We start from the raw sequence: 14952 nt of genomic DNA on the forward strand, positions 1-14952 counted from the left end.
CGACGGCTGAAGCCGCCTCTGCGACGCCACGCCCTCACGCCCCAAGTGTCCCGATGCGGCCTTCGGCCATTCTTGTTTACGCCGTTCTGATCGCAGGTGTTCTCGCCGTCGCGCTGCTCGCGACGACGGTTGGCGCAGCCGGAATTCCTCTGCCCCGTCTTGCCGCGGCACTCGGATTCAACATCGGCCATGCCGATCCAGCCCTGCTCGCGCGCGACGAACTCGTGCTGTGGTCGATCCGGATTCCGCGTATCGCTGTCGCGGGCATGATCGGCGGTCTTCTCGCACTGTCCGGCGCCATCATGCAGGGCCTGTTCCGCAACCCCCTCGCCGATCCGGCGCTGGTTGGCGTATCGAGCGGCGGTGCGTTCGCGGCGGCGTCGGCTATCGTGATTTCCGACAGCGCATGGGGTGCGAGCTTCCGCTTCCTGCAGTTCGAGCTGCTGCCGGTCGCAGCGTTCGCAGGCTCGCTGATCACCACGACGATCCTCTACAAAATCGCCAGCCGTGAAGGCCGCACCTCCGTCGCGATCTTCCTGCTCGCGGGCCTCGCCATCGCCGCCATCGCCAATGCCGGCATCGGGCTCCTGGTGTTCGTAGCCGATGATCGCCAGCTGCGCGACATTACGTTCTGGCTGCTTGGCTCGCTCAGCGGCGCGACCTGGCCGAAGGCCGGTGTGGTAGCGCCGGTCGCATTGCTTGCACTGCTCGCGATCCCGCTGATTGCGCGCGGCCTCGATGTGCTGGTGCTGGGAGAAGCGGAAGCCTTTCACACCGGCATCGATGTCGAGCGGCTGAAGAAAATCTCGATCGTGCTGATCTCCGCGATGACCGGCGTTGCCGTGTCGATCTGCGGCGTGGTCGGCTTCGTCGGCATCGTCGTGCCGCATCTGCTGCGGATCGTGATCGGCCCCGGCCACCGGATGCTGCTACCTGCCTCGGTTTTCCTTGGAGCCATTCTGCTCATTCTCGCCGACACAGTTGCCCGCGTACTGGCCGCGCCCGCCGAGGTGCCGATCGGAATTCTCACCGCGGTGCTCGGCGCGCCGTTCTTCCTGTTCATCCTGCTGCGACAGCGGGCGCTGATCGGATCATGACCACGCACGCCCCCGCCATGATCGAAGCCGAAGCGATCTGCATGAAGGTGCGGCAAGCGACGCTGCTCGATAACGTAAGCGTACGGCTTCGCGGCGGCGAGACGGTTGCCATCGTCGGGCCGAACGGCGCCGGCAAATCGACGCTGCTGCGCCTGCTGTCTGGCGATCTTCGCTGTACCGGCGGCGGCGTCCGGCTCAAGGGCCGCGATCTCGCCTCGTTCTCTTCGCGCGAGTTGGCGAGCCACCGCGTCATGCTGTCCCAGCATGTCAATGTCTCCTTCCCCTTCACGGTCGAGGAAATCGTGGCCATGGGCGCGGGCGACCGCCCTCGCACCATTGCGGCACCGCTGGTCGATGCCGCCATTGCCGAACTCGATCTCGCGCCATTCCGCCATCGCGAATTGCCGACGCTGTCGGGCGGCGAACAGCAGCGCGCCCACTTCGCTCGTGTACTGGTGCAACTGGCCTGCGGCGAAGCGGACCATGGCCCCGGCGTTCTCCTGCTCGACGAGCCGACCTCCAGCCTCGACCTGCGCCATCAGATCAATCTCGTTGAAACAGCGAAGAGCCGGGCACGCACCGGCACCGCTGTGGTCGCAGTACTGCACGATCTCAACCTCGCGGTCCGGTTCGCGAATCGCATTATTGTTCTGCGGAAGGGAATCGTCGCTGCGGACGGCAGCCCCGCCGAGACGATCACCGACAGCATGATCCGCGATGTCTTCGAGGTGGAGACCAGCATCGGGTCCGAAGGCGGCCAGCCTTACGTTCTGCACCAGCGCATGCAATAGCGCCAGAATGCGGCAGCGCACGCGCGCCGCATTTGCGATTTCAGGCAATTTCCGCTATTTCTGCACCCGAGCACATGAAATCCCCTGCATCGCAGCAACAAAGATCCATCCGATGTTAAACATCGGATGATTGTCGCGGTGAATGCCCGCATGCTACCTTCGGCAAATGAAGTCGCCCGCCAAACCCCGTCCAAAACCAGTGAGCAAGCTCGTCAAACCGGGCCGCATCCAGGCTGTACTGCGTACGCTCGGCAGCGAGATTGCGCAGGACCTGATTCCGGTCGGCGCGACGCTGCCGCCGGAGCATGATCTGGAAAGCCGTTTTGGCGTCGGCCGCGGCGTGGTGCGCGAAGCGATCAAAACGCTCGCCGCCAAAGGGCTGGTCAGCGTCCGGCCCCGCCACGGCACCCATGTGCGGCCACGCGGCGACTGGAGCCTGCTCGATCGTGACGTGTTGAGTTGGCTGGTCAGCAAGGAAGAGCCCAATCGCGATCTGTTGCTTGCGCTGCAGGAAGTCCGCCTGATCATTGAGCCCGCTGCCGCCGCCCTCGCCGCCGAACGTGCGACCGCGAAGGACCGCAAGCGCATCATGACGGCACTCGCTGCGATGGAAGCCTCGCATGACGTGCCGACGGCCATCATCGCCGACAAGGCATTTCATCTCGCCATCATCGACGCCACGCATAATCCGGTGCTGCAGGGTTTCCGCGGCGCCATCGACACCATTCTCAGCGCCGTCTTTATGGTAGCGACCGGCAGCCCGGGCTGGTTTCACGAAAACCTGCCGAACCACGCCGTCGCCGCGCGCGCCATTGGCGAAGGCAACGCCGAAAAGGCGCGCGCCGCGATGCAGCAAGTGCTCGGCTACACCCAGTTCAAGCTGTCGAAGAAAAAATACGGACGCGCGCGCGCATCATCCGGCAAGCAGGCGATCAACGGCAAGCTCGGGAAAAAGCGGGTCGCATGACGCGATAAACCGTCGCGACAACCACCGGCTGGTTCGCCACACGAACTCGCGATGCGTCACAAAGACCCGGCGAAATCCATCGGGCGTGATTGGCGTTACTGCAAATACCTTGTGCAAATTCTGCAAGGCCACCCCAAACCCGTTAGAAGTGCAAGCTTTCGTCGCACGCTCTGGTGAACCGGATCATAGACGCGCGCAAAAAGCCCGCTTAAGCTGTCGTCGAACCACTGACATCCGGCGAACGGATGCGGACATAAAGAGCCGGCGCGACCGGACAATTCGGGAGGAATGATATGGAACGCTTCACGCGAACATTTGGGCTACTGACGGCCTGCTCCGCCGCTGTTCTGGCGCTCGCCGGTCCGTCATCGGCACAGGAAAGCTTCAAAGTTGGCATTGTCACGTTCTTGTCGGGTCCGGCGGCCGAAAGTTTCGGCGTCCCCGCTGGCAAAGCTGCGGAGTTCGTCATTGGCGAACTGAACAAGGGCGCCGGTCCCGCTCCTTATAATAAAGTCGGTTTCGGCGGCATGAAGATCGAGCCCGTCGTCATCGACGAGAATGGCGGCGCGACCAAGCAGGTGCAGGAACTGCGCAACCTCTATCAACGCGACAACGTCGATGCCGTGATCGGCTATATCGGCTCCGGCGACTGCCTCGCGGTGGCGCCCATCGCGGAAGAGCTGAAGAAGCCACTGTTCCTGTTCGACTGCGGAACGCCGCGCATCTTCGAGGAAGCCAAATACAACTACGTGTTCCGTACGGCTGCCCACGCCACTCAGGATAACGTCGGGCTGATCCGTTACATGAAGATGAAGAACATCAAGATGGACACGTTCTCGGCCATCAACCAGGATTACGCTTGGGGCCAGGACAGCCGCGCCGACTTCGTCGGTGCCGCCGGGCAGCTCTATCCCAACGCCAAACTGGGTGCTGACCTTCTGCCGAAGTTCGGCGCGGGCCAGTACGGCACCGAGGTCTCAGCGCTGGTGTCCGCAGGATCTGACGTCGTCTATTCGAGCCTCTGGGGCGGCGACCTGCAGGCCTTCATCTTGCAATCCGTGCCACGCGGCTTGGCCAAGCGCAGCCAGCTCGTGCTCAGCGCCGCCGACCACGTTCTGCCGCCGCTCGGCGACAAGATGCCCGACGGCGTCATCATCGGCGCGCGCGGCTCTTACGGCCTGATGTCGCCGAAGACCCCGCTCAACGAGTGGTTCTTCAACGGCTATGAGAAGGCCCATGGTGCCTATCCGGTGCAGGCCGCCTACCGCGTTACACAGTCCATCCTCGGCGTGAAGAACGCGGTCGAGAAGGCAATGGCCAAGAACGGCGGCAAGAAGCCAAGCGCCGATGAACTGGTCGCTGCGATGACCGGCTCCGAATGGGAAAGTCCCGGCGGACTGATCCAGATGAAGAACGGCGACGGCCATCAGGCCATCCAGCCGATCTCGTTCAGCCGCACCAAGTACAACGCCGAAAAGAAGCGCGTCGATCTGGTCGACATCGTCAATTTCGAAGCGGAATGCGTCAACCCGCCTCCGGGCGTGAAGGCGATCGACTGGATCAAGGGCGGAATGAAGAGCGACAAGTGCAAGTAATCACCTGCGCTTGATGGCCACCGGGCGGCGCGACGATTTGAATCTCGCGCCGCCTTATCGCTTCGCTGCAATCTCGGCCTGATCACCTGCATGAACACTTTTCTCACGGTCATACTCGACGGCCTGATCCAGGCTTCGTGGCTCTTCGTCGTGGCGCTGGGCCTGACCCTCGTTTTCGGAGTGCTCAAGATTCTCAACATCGCCCACGGCGGCTTCTACGCGCTCGGCGCCTATCTTGCCGCGACCGCCGTCACGATGGCGGCTGCACATCAGGTTCCGCCTGGAATTGGCTTCGTCCTGATGCTGGTGTCGGTGGCCGCTATCGCGGCGGCAATCGGCCTCCTGATGGAGCGCGGGCTGATCAAGCTGTTCTACGGCCGTGATGAAGTCGTGCTGCTGCTCGTAACCTATGCGGTGTTTCTTATCTTCGAAGACGCGACCAAGCTGATCTGGGGCGTCAATCCGATCTATGCCAACCAGCCTTATGAACTGTTCGGCAATGTCGAGTTCGCCGGGCTGTTCTACGTGGGCTACGATCTGATGCTGATCCCGCTGTCGGCGGCCATCGGGTTCGCGGTGTGGTTCGGTCTCAACCGCACCACCACCGGCAAGATCGTCACGGCGGTGATCCACAACGCCGAAATGAGCGCCAGCATGGGCGTGAAGATCAATCGGGTCTACGCGCTGGCCTTTGCCTTCGGCGTCATGCTCGCTGCACTTGCCGGCGGCCTGACCGCGCCGAAGATTTCGGTGCAGCCGGGACTGAGCTCCGAAATCATCATTCTCAGTTTTGCCATCGTCGTGATCGGCGGGCTTGGCAGCGTCGAGGGCGCCGCCGTCGGCGCCATCCTTGTTGGCATGGCACGTGCTGCGTCGGTCCACCTGCTGCCACAGGCCGAACTGTTCATGATCTATCTCATTATGGCCGCCGTGCTGATGTTCAGACCCGAAGGTCTGTTCCGCCGTGAAACTGCAAGGCGGATCTGATGAAATACGCCACAAATCCCTTCGTTCTTCTCGGCCTCGTCGTGCTCGCCGTACTGTTCGGCCGCGTCATCCCCGCTTGGACGCTATCACTCGCTACCGTTGCGGCCTCCAAGGCGCTGGTCGCGCTCGGCATCGTGGTGCTGGCGCGGACAGGCAACGTCTCGTTCGGACAAGGCCTGTTCTATGCCGGAGGCGGCTATGGCGTCGCTCTCATCGCCCACAGCTGGGGCCTGACGGATGCCGTCGCGCAGGTTCTGATCGGCGCGATGTTCGGCGGTCTGCTCGGCCTGATCATCGGCCCGCTCATTGCCCGTTACACCGGTATCTTCTTCGGCATGCTGACGCTCGCGCTGTCGATGGTGCTCTACGGCGCACTGGTCAAGACCACCGTGCTCGGCGGCTCCGACGGTTTCAACGTTGGCCGCCCCACCCTGTTCGGCGCGGTGTTCAACGATCCGCGCGAGGCCGACTTCATGCTGTACGCGGTGTCGGTGGTCGCCACCGGCCTTGCGGGTATTTTCGCGACGATCCTGTTCCGCTCGCAGTTTGGACTGACAAGCCTCGCAGTGCGTGAAAACAACCTTCGTGTCGAGTATCTCGGCACCTCCGCAAACCGCATCGTCACTATCAACTTCATCATCGCGGCAACATTCGCCGGCGCAAGCGGCGCGCTTGCCCTGATGGCCCAGCGACACATCGATCCGGAATTTGCTTATTGGACCACATCCGGCGAATTTGTCTTCATCGCGGTGCTCGCGGGCACGCAGAGCGTAGCCGCAGTATTCATTTCAGCTCTTGTGCTCGAACTGGTGCGCTCGTTCTCCAATCTCTATCTTCCGAATACCTGGCAGCTTGTGCTTGGCATCTTCCTGCTCGCCGTCATCCTGTTCCTGCCGCGCGGCATCGGATCGCTCTGGAACCGGAAGAAACGCACGACGGAAGCGCCTCCGGAATCGGCAACAGCCGGGAAAGGATCGGCGTCATGACGAAACCCGTTCTTTCCGTTCGCGGCCTGCAAAAGCGTTTCGGCGCGGTGGTCGCCGCCGACAACGTCAGCATCGATATTCCAGCGGGCCAGAAGCTCTGCCTGATCGGCGCGAACGGCGCAGGCAAGACCACGTTCGTGAACATGGTGACGGGCTACATGAAGCCCGATAGCGGCGCGATCGAACTTGACGGCTCGCCGATCGGACGACGCTCTCCGCGCGATGTCGCCAAGCTCGGAATTTCACGCTCGTTCCAGATTCCGCAGCTCTTCATCGAGCTCACCGCGGCGGAAAATCTCTCCGTTGCGGTCTCCAGCGCGGAAGGCGGACGGCTTTCAGCGACCTCACCGGCGGACAGCGGCGACCGCCGCGCCAAGGCCGTCGCGTTACTCGACCGTTTCGGTCTGGCCGGCCACGCGGACCGGCCGGTGTCTGAATTGGCCGGCGGTGTCCGCAAACTGGTCGACATCGCCATGGCCCTGGCCCGCCGCCCGAAACTGCTGCTGCTCGATGAGCCAACCTCCGGCGTCTCGGCGGAAGAGAAATTCGCAACAATGGACCGTGTCATTCACGCCGTCTCGGAGGAGGCCGCCACCATCGTCTTCGTCGAGCATGACATGGACATCGTCAGCAAGTATGCCGACCGTGTGGTCGCTTTCTACAATGGCCGAATCCTGGCCGACGGCGAACCCTCAACCGTGCTGAAGGATAACGAAGTGCGCCGTTATGTGACGGGAGGCGCACGATGACCGCTGCCCGCCCTCTGCTCGAGATCCACAATCTCGCGGTTGAAATCCAGTCGATGCCCGCACTGCGCGGCTTCACCATGCAACTCCCTGAGGGCGCGATGGTCAGTCTCGTCGGCCGCAACGGCGCCGGCAAAACGACGCTGATGCGCTCGATCATGGGGCACCTTGCGCCGAAGGCCGGTACGATTCGTTTCGGCGGCGAGGATCTGGCGGCATTGCCACGACACGCCCGCGCCGGTCTCGGCATCGGTTACATGCCGGAGGACCGCGGCCTTGTGCCGCAACTGACGGTGGAGGAAAATATCCTGCTCCCGCTATGGGTCGCGAAAGATATAGATCGCAAGGCGCGGCTGGACTTCGTGTACGAGGTGATCGGCGAGCTCGTGGCCATGCGCGACCGCAAGGCCTTGCTGCTCTCCGGGGGACAGCAGAAGCTGGTCGCGCTCGGCCGTGCGCTCGGCATTGGAACGAAATGCCTGCTGCTCGACGAGCCATTCGAAGGAATCGCACCTGCCCTGTCCGAACGCATCTCCGATGTTCTTGCCTCGCTCAAGGGCAAAGGTCTAACAGTGTTGATGTCTCAATCCGATTTGAACCACTCGCATACTTTGTTCGATGCTGAATTCGTGATCGAGCGCGGAGCCAACCTTTCAGCCTGACATTGCAGGACACGACGAGATGAACTGGTCGCAATATCCGATTCCAGCAATGCGACTGGAAACCCGTTTCGGCGATCGCGTCGTCCCAGCCTTCGAGAAACGGCCCGCAGACATCTGGGCGATGGTCGCCGATGCCGCCGCGCGAAATCCTGACGGCGATGCCCTGATCTGCGGCGTTGAGCGGATGACCTGGCGCGAGGTTGCGCAGAAATCCATGCAGATCGCGGCAGGCTTCAAGGAAATCGGGCTGAAGCCCGGCGACCGCATCGCACTGCTGCTCAGCAACCGGAACGAATTCGTACTCGCGTTGTATGGCGCAGCCCATCTCGGCCTTGTGAGCGTGATGCTGAGCACGCGCCAGCAGAAGCCCGAGATCGCCTATGTCCTGACCGACTGCGGCGCGAAGCTTCTCATCTATGAAGATGCGATGGCGGACCGTCTGCCCGACCAGGTCGAACTTCCGGAATTGCTTCACCGCGTGTCGGTCAGCCCCACTGAGGGTGCACTGGCGTTTCAGGACCTCGTCGCGACCGACGCCTCGCAATCACCGGCGGTGGTGAACGAGCAGGATACCGCGATGATCCTTTATACGTCCGGGACGACGGGCAAGCCCAAGGGCGCCATGCTGGCGCATTGCAATCTGATCCATTCGGCGATGGTCTATGAAGCCTGCCTCGAACTGACCCACAAGGACCGCTCGATCGCAGCTGTTCCGCTCGCGCATGTCACCGGCATCGCGGCCAACATCATGAGCATGGCGCGCTGCGCCGGTGCACTCATCATTGTCCCGGAGTTCAAGGCCGCAGAGTATCTCAAGATCGCCTCGCGCGAACGCGCCACACAGACGGTGATGGTGCCGGCGATGTACAATCTGTGCCTGCTGCAGGCCGATTTCGACTCTTACGACCTGTCGGCCTGGCGTATCGGCGGCTATGGCGGTGCGCCGATGCCGGTCGCCACCATCGAGAAACTCGCCGAGAAACTTCCCGGGCTGAAACTCGTCAATGCCTATGGATCGACCGAGACCTCATCGCCTTCAACGATCATGCCGCCAGAATTCACCGCGAGCCACGGCGACAGCGTCGGCCTGCCCTGTCCCGGTGCACATATCATGGTGATGGGCCCCGACGGCCGCGAAGTGCCGCGTGGCGACGTCGGCGAACTCTGGATCCATAGCGGCTCGGTCATCAAGGGCTATTGGAACAATCCGCGCGCGACAGCAGAGAGCTTTACCGCCGGTTACTGGCATTCCGGCGACCTCGGCTCGATCGACGGCCGGAAATTCGTTCGCGTCTTCGACCGGCAGAAGGACATGATCAATCGCGGGGGCCTCAAGATCTATTCGGCGGAGGTCGAGTCGGTTCTTGCCGGTCACCCGGCCGTTGTCGAAAGCGCCATCGTCGCACGACCCTGCCCTGTGCTCGGCGAACGAGTCCACGCTGTCGTGGTGGTTCGCTCCGATATCGATTCACCGACGCTGCGCGCGTGGTGCGCCGAGCGCATGTCGGACTACAAAGTCCCCGAAACCATCGCCATCGGCACCGAACCGCTGCCGCGCAATGCCAACGGCAAGGTCATGAAGAAGAACCTGCGTGAAGGTCTGGCGGACTAGGCGTCTCTGCGGGCCACAGGTGTTCCTGACGGACTAAGCGAGAATAAGGGACGCAATTTCGTCATTGCGAGGAGCTCTTGCGAAAAGCAATCCAGCTCATTTTGCTTCTGGATTGCTTCGCTTCACTCGCAGTTTGCGTGCGCTCCGGAGCTACACAATTAGCGCTCTGCGAACGCCTTCTCGACAACGAAGTCAGCCGGTTCGCCGTGGTTGCCTTCAACGAAGCCGCGATCTTCGAGCAGCTTCTTGGTGTCGAGCAGAAGCGCCGGGCTTCCGCACATCATGACACGATCCTTCGCAGCGTCGAGCTGTGGCAGCGAAATATCCTCGAACAACTTCCCCGACGTGATCAGGTCGGTGATACGGCCGCGATTGCGGAACGGGTCGCGCGTCACGGTCGGATAGTAGATCAGCTGATTGCGAATCATGTCGCCGATCATCTCGTCCTGCGGCAGCTTCTCGGTGATCAGTTCGCCGTAAGCCAGTTCCCTGACGTGGCGGCAGCCGTGCAGCAGCACGACCTTCTCGAAACGCTCGTAGGTCTCGGGGTCCTTGATGACGCTCAGGAACGGCGCGAGGCCGGTGCCGGTGCCGATCAGATAGAGGTTGCGGCCATCGGTCAGGTTGTCGATCACCAGCGTGCCGGTCGCCTTGCGGCTGACGATGATCTGATCGCCTTCCTTGAGATGCTGGAGGCGCGAGGTCAGCGGGCCGTCAGGCACCTTGATCGAGAAGAATTCGAGGTTCTCTTCATAGTTCGCGCTCGCGACGCTGTAGGCGCGCAGCAGCGGCTTCTCGCCGACCTTCAGGCCGATCATGGTGAACTCGCCATTGCGGAACCGGAACGAGGAATCACGCGTGGTCGTGAAGCTGAAAAGGTTGTCGGTCCAGTGATGGACGCTCAGAACCGTTTCCTGATTGAAGTTGCTCATAACCGGACCCATGCTCTTGCAATCGGTGAGCGCATAATCGCCGGACTTGCGGGCGGTCACGCCTCACGCAGAACTTCTCGCCGATGAATTTTGCTGGATGGCCTGCCTCGCAGGCGAAGACGGCGGCAGCATTCACGACGCCGGTGAAATAGCCGAATTTCCGTTTTTGGTCAATTACATACCGCGCCTGCGTCATGCCTCGGAGGCAGACCGGCTTTGCATTCTAAGATCATGTTCCACAGGAGAAATTTCCTCCCGCACGGAGCCCGCCGGGAGGAAATTTACACTCAATCTAAACGCCCCCGATAACCACGGCCGGGCCAGCGCGCGGCCGTGGAAACCGGTCCTACTTCTTCACCATCGGGCAGTTGCCCTCGCTCATCGGCCGGAACGCGTCCTTCGCCGGGATGGTCTCAACCAGCTTGTAGAAATCCCACGGCGCCTTGGATTCCGCAGGGGTCTTCACCTGGAACAGATACATATTGTGGATGTGACGACCGTCCTCGCGGATCGTGCCTTCGCCGAACAGCGGGTCCTTCGATGGCATCTCCTTCATCTTGGCGACGACCTTTTGTCCGTCAGTCGTGTTCGCCGCCGCCGCCGCGCGCAGGTAGTGCAGCGTGCCGGCATAGACGCCGGCCTGAATGGCGGTCGGGCGCTTGCCGCCACCGACCATCGCAGTGAAGCGATCAGCGAACTTGCGGGTGCCTTCGTTGGTGTCCCAATAGAACCCTTCGGTCAGGTAAAGGCCCTTCGCACCCTGCAAACCAATGGCGTTGACGTCGGTGACCTGCATCAGCAATGCCGCCAGTTCCTGCCCGCCGGCCTGAATGCCAAATTCTGTCGCCTGCTTCACCGAGTTGACGGTGTCGTTCACAGCGTTGGCGAGCGCGACGATCTTGGCCTTGCTGGCCTGCGCCTGCAGCAGGAAGGACGAGAAGTCCGACGCTCCGGGCGGATGCCGCACGCCACCGAGAATCTTGCCGTTCTGCTCCTTCACAACGTCTGATGCGTCCTTTTCAAGCGAATGGCCGAACGCATAGTCCGCCGTGACGAAAAACCATGTGTCTTTCTTCGCCTTCAGCAAGGCCAGTGCGGTGCCGTGCGCCAGCGCCCAGGTGTCGTAGGTCCAGTGCACGGTGTTCGGTGAGCACTTTTCGCCGGTCAGCAGCGACGAGCCGGGGCCCGATGCAATGAACGCAGTCTTCGAACCGCGTGTGGCTTCCTGCACCGCCAGCGCCACCGACGAGAATGGCACGTCGAGAATGGCATCGATCTTGTCGATATCCATCCAGCGCCGCGCCAGCGCGCCGCCGATATCCGCCTTGTTCTGGTGGTCCGCCTGAACGAGTTCAACCTTGATATCCGGCTTCTCGGCCTTGAAGTCCTCGATCGCGAGGCGCGCGGCGGCGACCGAACCTGCACCCGTGGAATCCGTCGCGATGCCGGTGAGATCGGTCAACACGCCGAGCTTGATGGTGTTGTTGGCAATCTGCGCACTTGCCGGGCTCATGAGCGCCAGCAGCATTGCTGCGCCCGCCAGAAAAGCCGATTTCGATTTAAGCATTATTATCCTCCCGTTTGAATTCTTGTGTGGTTGTCCGGCTTCGCCGGAATGTCTAGCGACGAATGGTTTCCAATACCTCCTGCGCGACGTCGATACGCACCGTTGCGCGCTCGACCAGAGCTTTCGCCACGGCCTCGACTTCATCGCCGACGGCGCCGGCCATGATCGCAATGTTCTGCGCGTGAAGCGCCATGTGGCCGGACTGGATGCCCACCGTGGCGAGTGCCTTCAGCGCCGAAAAATTCTGCGCCAGACCCACAGCCGCAATGATCCGCGCCAGCCGTTCCGCCGTGGTGACACCGAGAATTTTCAGGCAAGCCTGCGCGGTCGGATGAATCTTGGTTGCGCCGCCGATCAGGCCGACCGCCAGCGGCAATTCGATGGAGCCCGAGAGATCGCCGTCGTTGTTGACCTCGTAACGCGTCAGGCTGGTGTAGCGTCCGCCGCGTGCCGCATAAGCATGCGCACCGGCTTCCACTGCGCGCGTATCGTTGCCGGTCGCGAGGATGACCGCACTGATGCCGTTCATGATGCCTTTGTTGTGCGTGGCCGCGCGATACGGATCGGCCTCGGCGAACTGATAGGCGCTGATGATGCCATCGCGCACGCTTTCACCGCCGATGTCGGCGAGTTTCCACACTGCATGGGCGCGCGCGAGCCGCCGGTCGGCGAGATTCGACAGGATGCGCAAGAACACGCGCCCGCCGCTCCATGTCGCGATATGCGGCGCGATTTTCTCCGCCATGGTGTTGACGGCGTTGGCGCCCATCGCATCGCGCGTATCGACGATCAGATGCGTGATGACCATCGGCCCGCCCAGCGTATCGAGAATGCGCACCTCGACATCGCGAAAGCCGCCACCGAGTTTCACCAGCAGCGGATCGCAGGCATCGCAGATCGCCTTGATCTCGTCGCGCTTCTCCAGAAGCCGAAGACGCGCCGCGTAAGGGTCTGCGACTTCGACCGCCTGCACCTGCGCGATCATCAACGTGCCGGACACCGAGGTGGTAAAACCTGCATCATAGGTCTGGCGCGCCGCGTTGCACACCGCGGCGACGACGGAGGATTCCTCGGTCGCCATCGGGATCAATACATCCTCGCCATCGACCTTCACGTTGGTCGCGATGCCGATCGGCACATTCATCGTGGCGATGACATTCTCGATCATCTTGTCCGCAAGCTGCGGCGACAGATTGCCCATGTCGGCGAGATGAGCAGCGGCGGCAGGATCGAGGCCCGCGAACGAAGCGACCAGATCGAGCCGCTCCTGCGGCGACTTGCGGTGAAATCCGGCGATCCGCGAACTGCGGTTTGCCCCGTGCCTTGCAACAGTCATTCAGCGTCTCCCGAACCGAGGTCCTCTTGAGGGGATTCTCGGCCGCGGAAACTGTATGGTGACGGGGGTACACCACAAGGAACACTTTGCACAATTTCAGGAAGGTCCGTACCATTCGCCACATGGGTACAGTTCATCAGTCCGGCGGCGGGGCCACGCGATCGCGCGTTGAAACCATCATCGATGCGATCGTTGCGCGGATCGAACACGGCGCGATCCGGCCCGGCGAACGCCTGCCGTCGATCCGCGGCGCGTCGGAACTATTCGGCGCATCAAAGAATACCATTGTCGATGCCTACGAGCGGCTGGTCGCGTCCGGCCAGATCGAGAGCAAGCCGGGCTCGGGTTTCTTCGTCTCCCTTCATCGGCCCAAACGCGCGGAGACCGCCGAGCCCGCCAAGGTCGGTGCCGTCGACAGCGTCTGGCTGCTGCGCGAGCAACTCGAAAAGCGCTACGAGGTTCGTGTCGGCGACGGCCGCCCGCCTGCGGCGTGGATGGAAGGTTCGGAGGTCGGGCCTTATCTGCGGCCGGTCAGCCGGCCCGGACAACGCAATCTCCCTGAAAGCTACGGCAGCCCCTACGGCCTGCTGCCGCTGCGCCAGCGCATCGCGGGTCTGCTGGCTGAGCGATCGATCGGCGCGGAGCCGACGCAGGTTCTTTTAACTCAAGGCGCGAACGACGCGCTCGACATGATCGTGCGTCAGTATGTCGAGCCCGGCGATCCCGTCCTGGTCGACAGTCCCGGCTACTATCCGCTGTTCGGCAAACTGCGGCTAGCCAAGGCGCGGCTGATCGGCGTGCGGCGGACCGCCGACGGGCCGGACCCGGACGATCTCGCCGCCAAGGCGGCCGGCACCGGAGCGCGGATGTTCTTCACGCAATCGCTCGCGCACAATCCGACCGGCTGCTCGATCACGCTCCCGATCGCCTACCGCCTGCTGCGTACCGCGACCGAGCACAACTTGCGCGTCGTCGATTCGGATCCGTTCGCCGACGTGCTGTCGAACACCAGCCCCCGCCTCGCCGCGCTCGATCAGCTCGACCGTGTGATCTATGTCGGTACCTTCGCCAAGACCCTCTCCGCCAGTCTCCGTTCGGGATATATCGCCGCCGATGCCGACACCATCGCGCGGCTGGCCGATCTCAAGATGATCACGCGCGCCAACAGCTCGGGCTATATCGAGCAGATCATCTACGACCTGATCACCAGCGGGCGTTATCGCGGCCATCTCAAGCGGCTGACCGGCCGCATCGAAGCGGCAACCCGTCAGGCCAACGACACATTGTCACGCATTGGCCTCCCGGTGTTCGGCCAGCCGCGCGGCGGATTTTATATGTGGTGCGAACTACCCGGGCACATCGACGACACACAGTTGTCGCGCGTCGCCGCCGAGCGCAGCATTCTGCTGGCGCCGGGTTCGGCATTCAGTCCGGACGCAACGCCCGCCCGCCCCGCGATGCGCGTCAATATCGCGCATGTCGGCGATCCGCGGTTCGCAAGCTTCATGGATGAGCATCGCGCGCCGTAGCGGCTTCTACCGGCCGCTTCGCCGAAGACCGTGCGAAAAATCAAACAGGCCGCGATGAATTCGTGGGCATCACGAAATTTCGGCATCGCAGCATTAACGCACGGCCCAATGGTTCTGCCGCGCAAAACGGAATTGCGTTTCAAAC

Annotated in this window: 13 protein-coding genes; 10 read left to right on the top strand and 3 right to left on the bottom strand. The window is 62.4% G+C overall.

The features are described from left to right. The first annotated feature begins 53 nt into the window (after positions 1 to 53). From BN32_RS10115 to BN32_RS10155, 9 genes are all read left to right on the top strand, one after another. Positions 54 to 1097 (top strand): FecCD family ABC transporter permease, encoded by a 1044-nt coding sequence (locus tag BN32_RS10115; protein ID WP_019198068.1) that lies wholly within the window; start codon positions 54 to 56, stop codon positions 1095 to 1097. Then, the gene (locus BN32_RS10120; RefSeq protein ID WP_019198069.1) at positions 1094 to 1888 is read left to right on the top strand and encodes a heme ABC transporter ATP-binding protein; all 795 of its coding nucleotides are present in this window, start codon (positions 1094 to 1096) and stop codon (positions 1886 to 1888) included. The genes BN32_RS10115 and BN32_RS10120 overlap by 4 nt, the downstream gene beginning before the upstream one ends. A 166-nt stretch (positions 1889 to 2054) precedes the next feature. Further along, complete coding sequence (locus tag BN32_RS10125; RefSeq protein ID WP_040425620.1) at positions 2055 to 2855, top strand: FadR/GntR family transcriptional regulator; 801 nt, start codon at positions 2055 to 2057, stop codon at positions 2853 to 2855. Between the two features lie 293 nt (positions 2856 to 3148). After that, positions 3149 to 4450: an ABC transporter substrate-binding protein gene (locus BN32_RS10130; RefSeq protein ID WP_019198071.1), complete on the top strand. Its 1302-nt coding sequence runs from the start codon at positions 3149 to 3151 to the stop codon at positions 4448 to 4450. A 90-nt stretch (positions 4451 to 4540) separates the two neighbouring features. After that, positions 4541 to 5437, top strand: a complete 897-nt coding sequence (locus BN32_RS10135; RefSeq protein ID WP_019198072.1) for a branched-chain amino acid ABC transporter permease — start codon at positions 4541 to 4543, stop codon at positions 5435 to 5437. Beyond that, entirely contained in the window at positions 5437 to 6423 is a 987-nt protein-coding gene (locus tag BN32_RS10140) for a branched-chain amino acid ABC transporter permease (RefSeq protein ID WP_019198073.1), read from the top strand. Before BN32_RS10135 ends, BN32_RS10140 begins: the two co-directional genes overlap by 1 nt. Continuing rightward, on the top strand, positions 6420 to 7172 hold the full coding sequence (locus tag BN32_RS10145) for an ABC transporter ATP-binding protein (RefSeq protein ID WP_019198074.1): 753 nt from the start codon (positions 6420 to 6422) through the stop codon (positions 7170 to 7172). The genes BN32_RS10140 and BN32_RS10145 overlap by 4 nt, the downstream gene beginning before the upstream one ends. Further along, complete coding sequence (locus tag BN32_RS10150) at positions 7169 to 7831, top strand: ATP-binding cassette domain-containing protein (RefSeq protein WP_019198075.1); 663 nt, start codon at positions 7169 to 7171, stop codon at positions 7829 to 7831. Before BN32_RS10145 ends, BN32_RS10150 begins: the two co-directional genes overlap by 4 nt. Positions 7832 to 7850: 19 nt before the next feature. After that, complete coding sequence (locus tag BN32_RS10155) at positions 7851 to 9443, top strand: class I adenylate-forming enzyme family protein (RefSeq protein ID WP_019198076.1); 1593 nt, start codon at positions 7851 to 7853, stop codon at positions 9441 to 9443. 158 nt (positions 9444 to 9601) lie between these two features. On the opposite strand, the gene BN32_RS10160 is transcribed toward BN32_RS10155, so the two are convergent. From BN32_RS10160 to BN32_RS10170, 3 genes are all read right to left on the bottom strand, one after another. After that, positions 9602 to 10375, bottom strand: coding sequence for a ferredoxin--NADP reductase (locus BN32_RS10160; protein WP_040426230.1), 774 nt, complete (start codon positions 10373 to 10375; stop codon positions 9602 to 9604). Between the two features lie 346 nt (positions 10376 to 10721). Next, positions 10722 to 11942: an ABC transporter substrate-binding protein gene (locus BN32_RS10165; protein WP_019198078.1), complete on the bottom strand. Its 1221-nt coding sequence runs from the start codon at positions 11940 to 11942 to the stop codon at positions 10722 to 10724. A 52-nt stretch (positions 11943 to 11994) separates the two neighbouring features. Then, the gene (locus BN32_RS10170) at positions 11995 to 13278 is read right to left on the bottom strand and encodes a hydroxymethylglutaryl-CoA reductase, degradative (RefSeq protein WP_019198079.1); all 1284 of its coding nucleotides are present in this window, start codon (positions 13276 to 13278) and stop codon (positions 11995 to 11997) included. Between the two features lie 122 nt (positions 13279 to 13400). Here BN32_RS10170 and BN32_RS10175 point away from each other — a divergent pair, with 122 nt between their 5' ends. Next, positions 13401 to 14807 carry an aminotransferase-like domain-containing protein gene (locus BN32_RS10175; protein WP_019198080.1) on the top strand — a complete coding sequence of 469 codons (1407 nt, stop codon included), beginning with the start codon at positions 13401 to 13403 and terminating at the stop codon, positions 14805 to 14807. Positions 14808 to 14952: the final 145 nt, after the last annotated feature.

This window comes from Afipia birgiae 34632 (assembly GCF_000308295.2).
Classification (GTDB): Bacteria; Pseudomonadota; Alphaproteobacteria; order Rhizobiales; family Xanthobacteraceae; genus Afipia; species Afipia birgiae.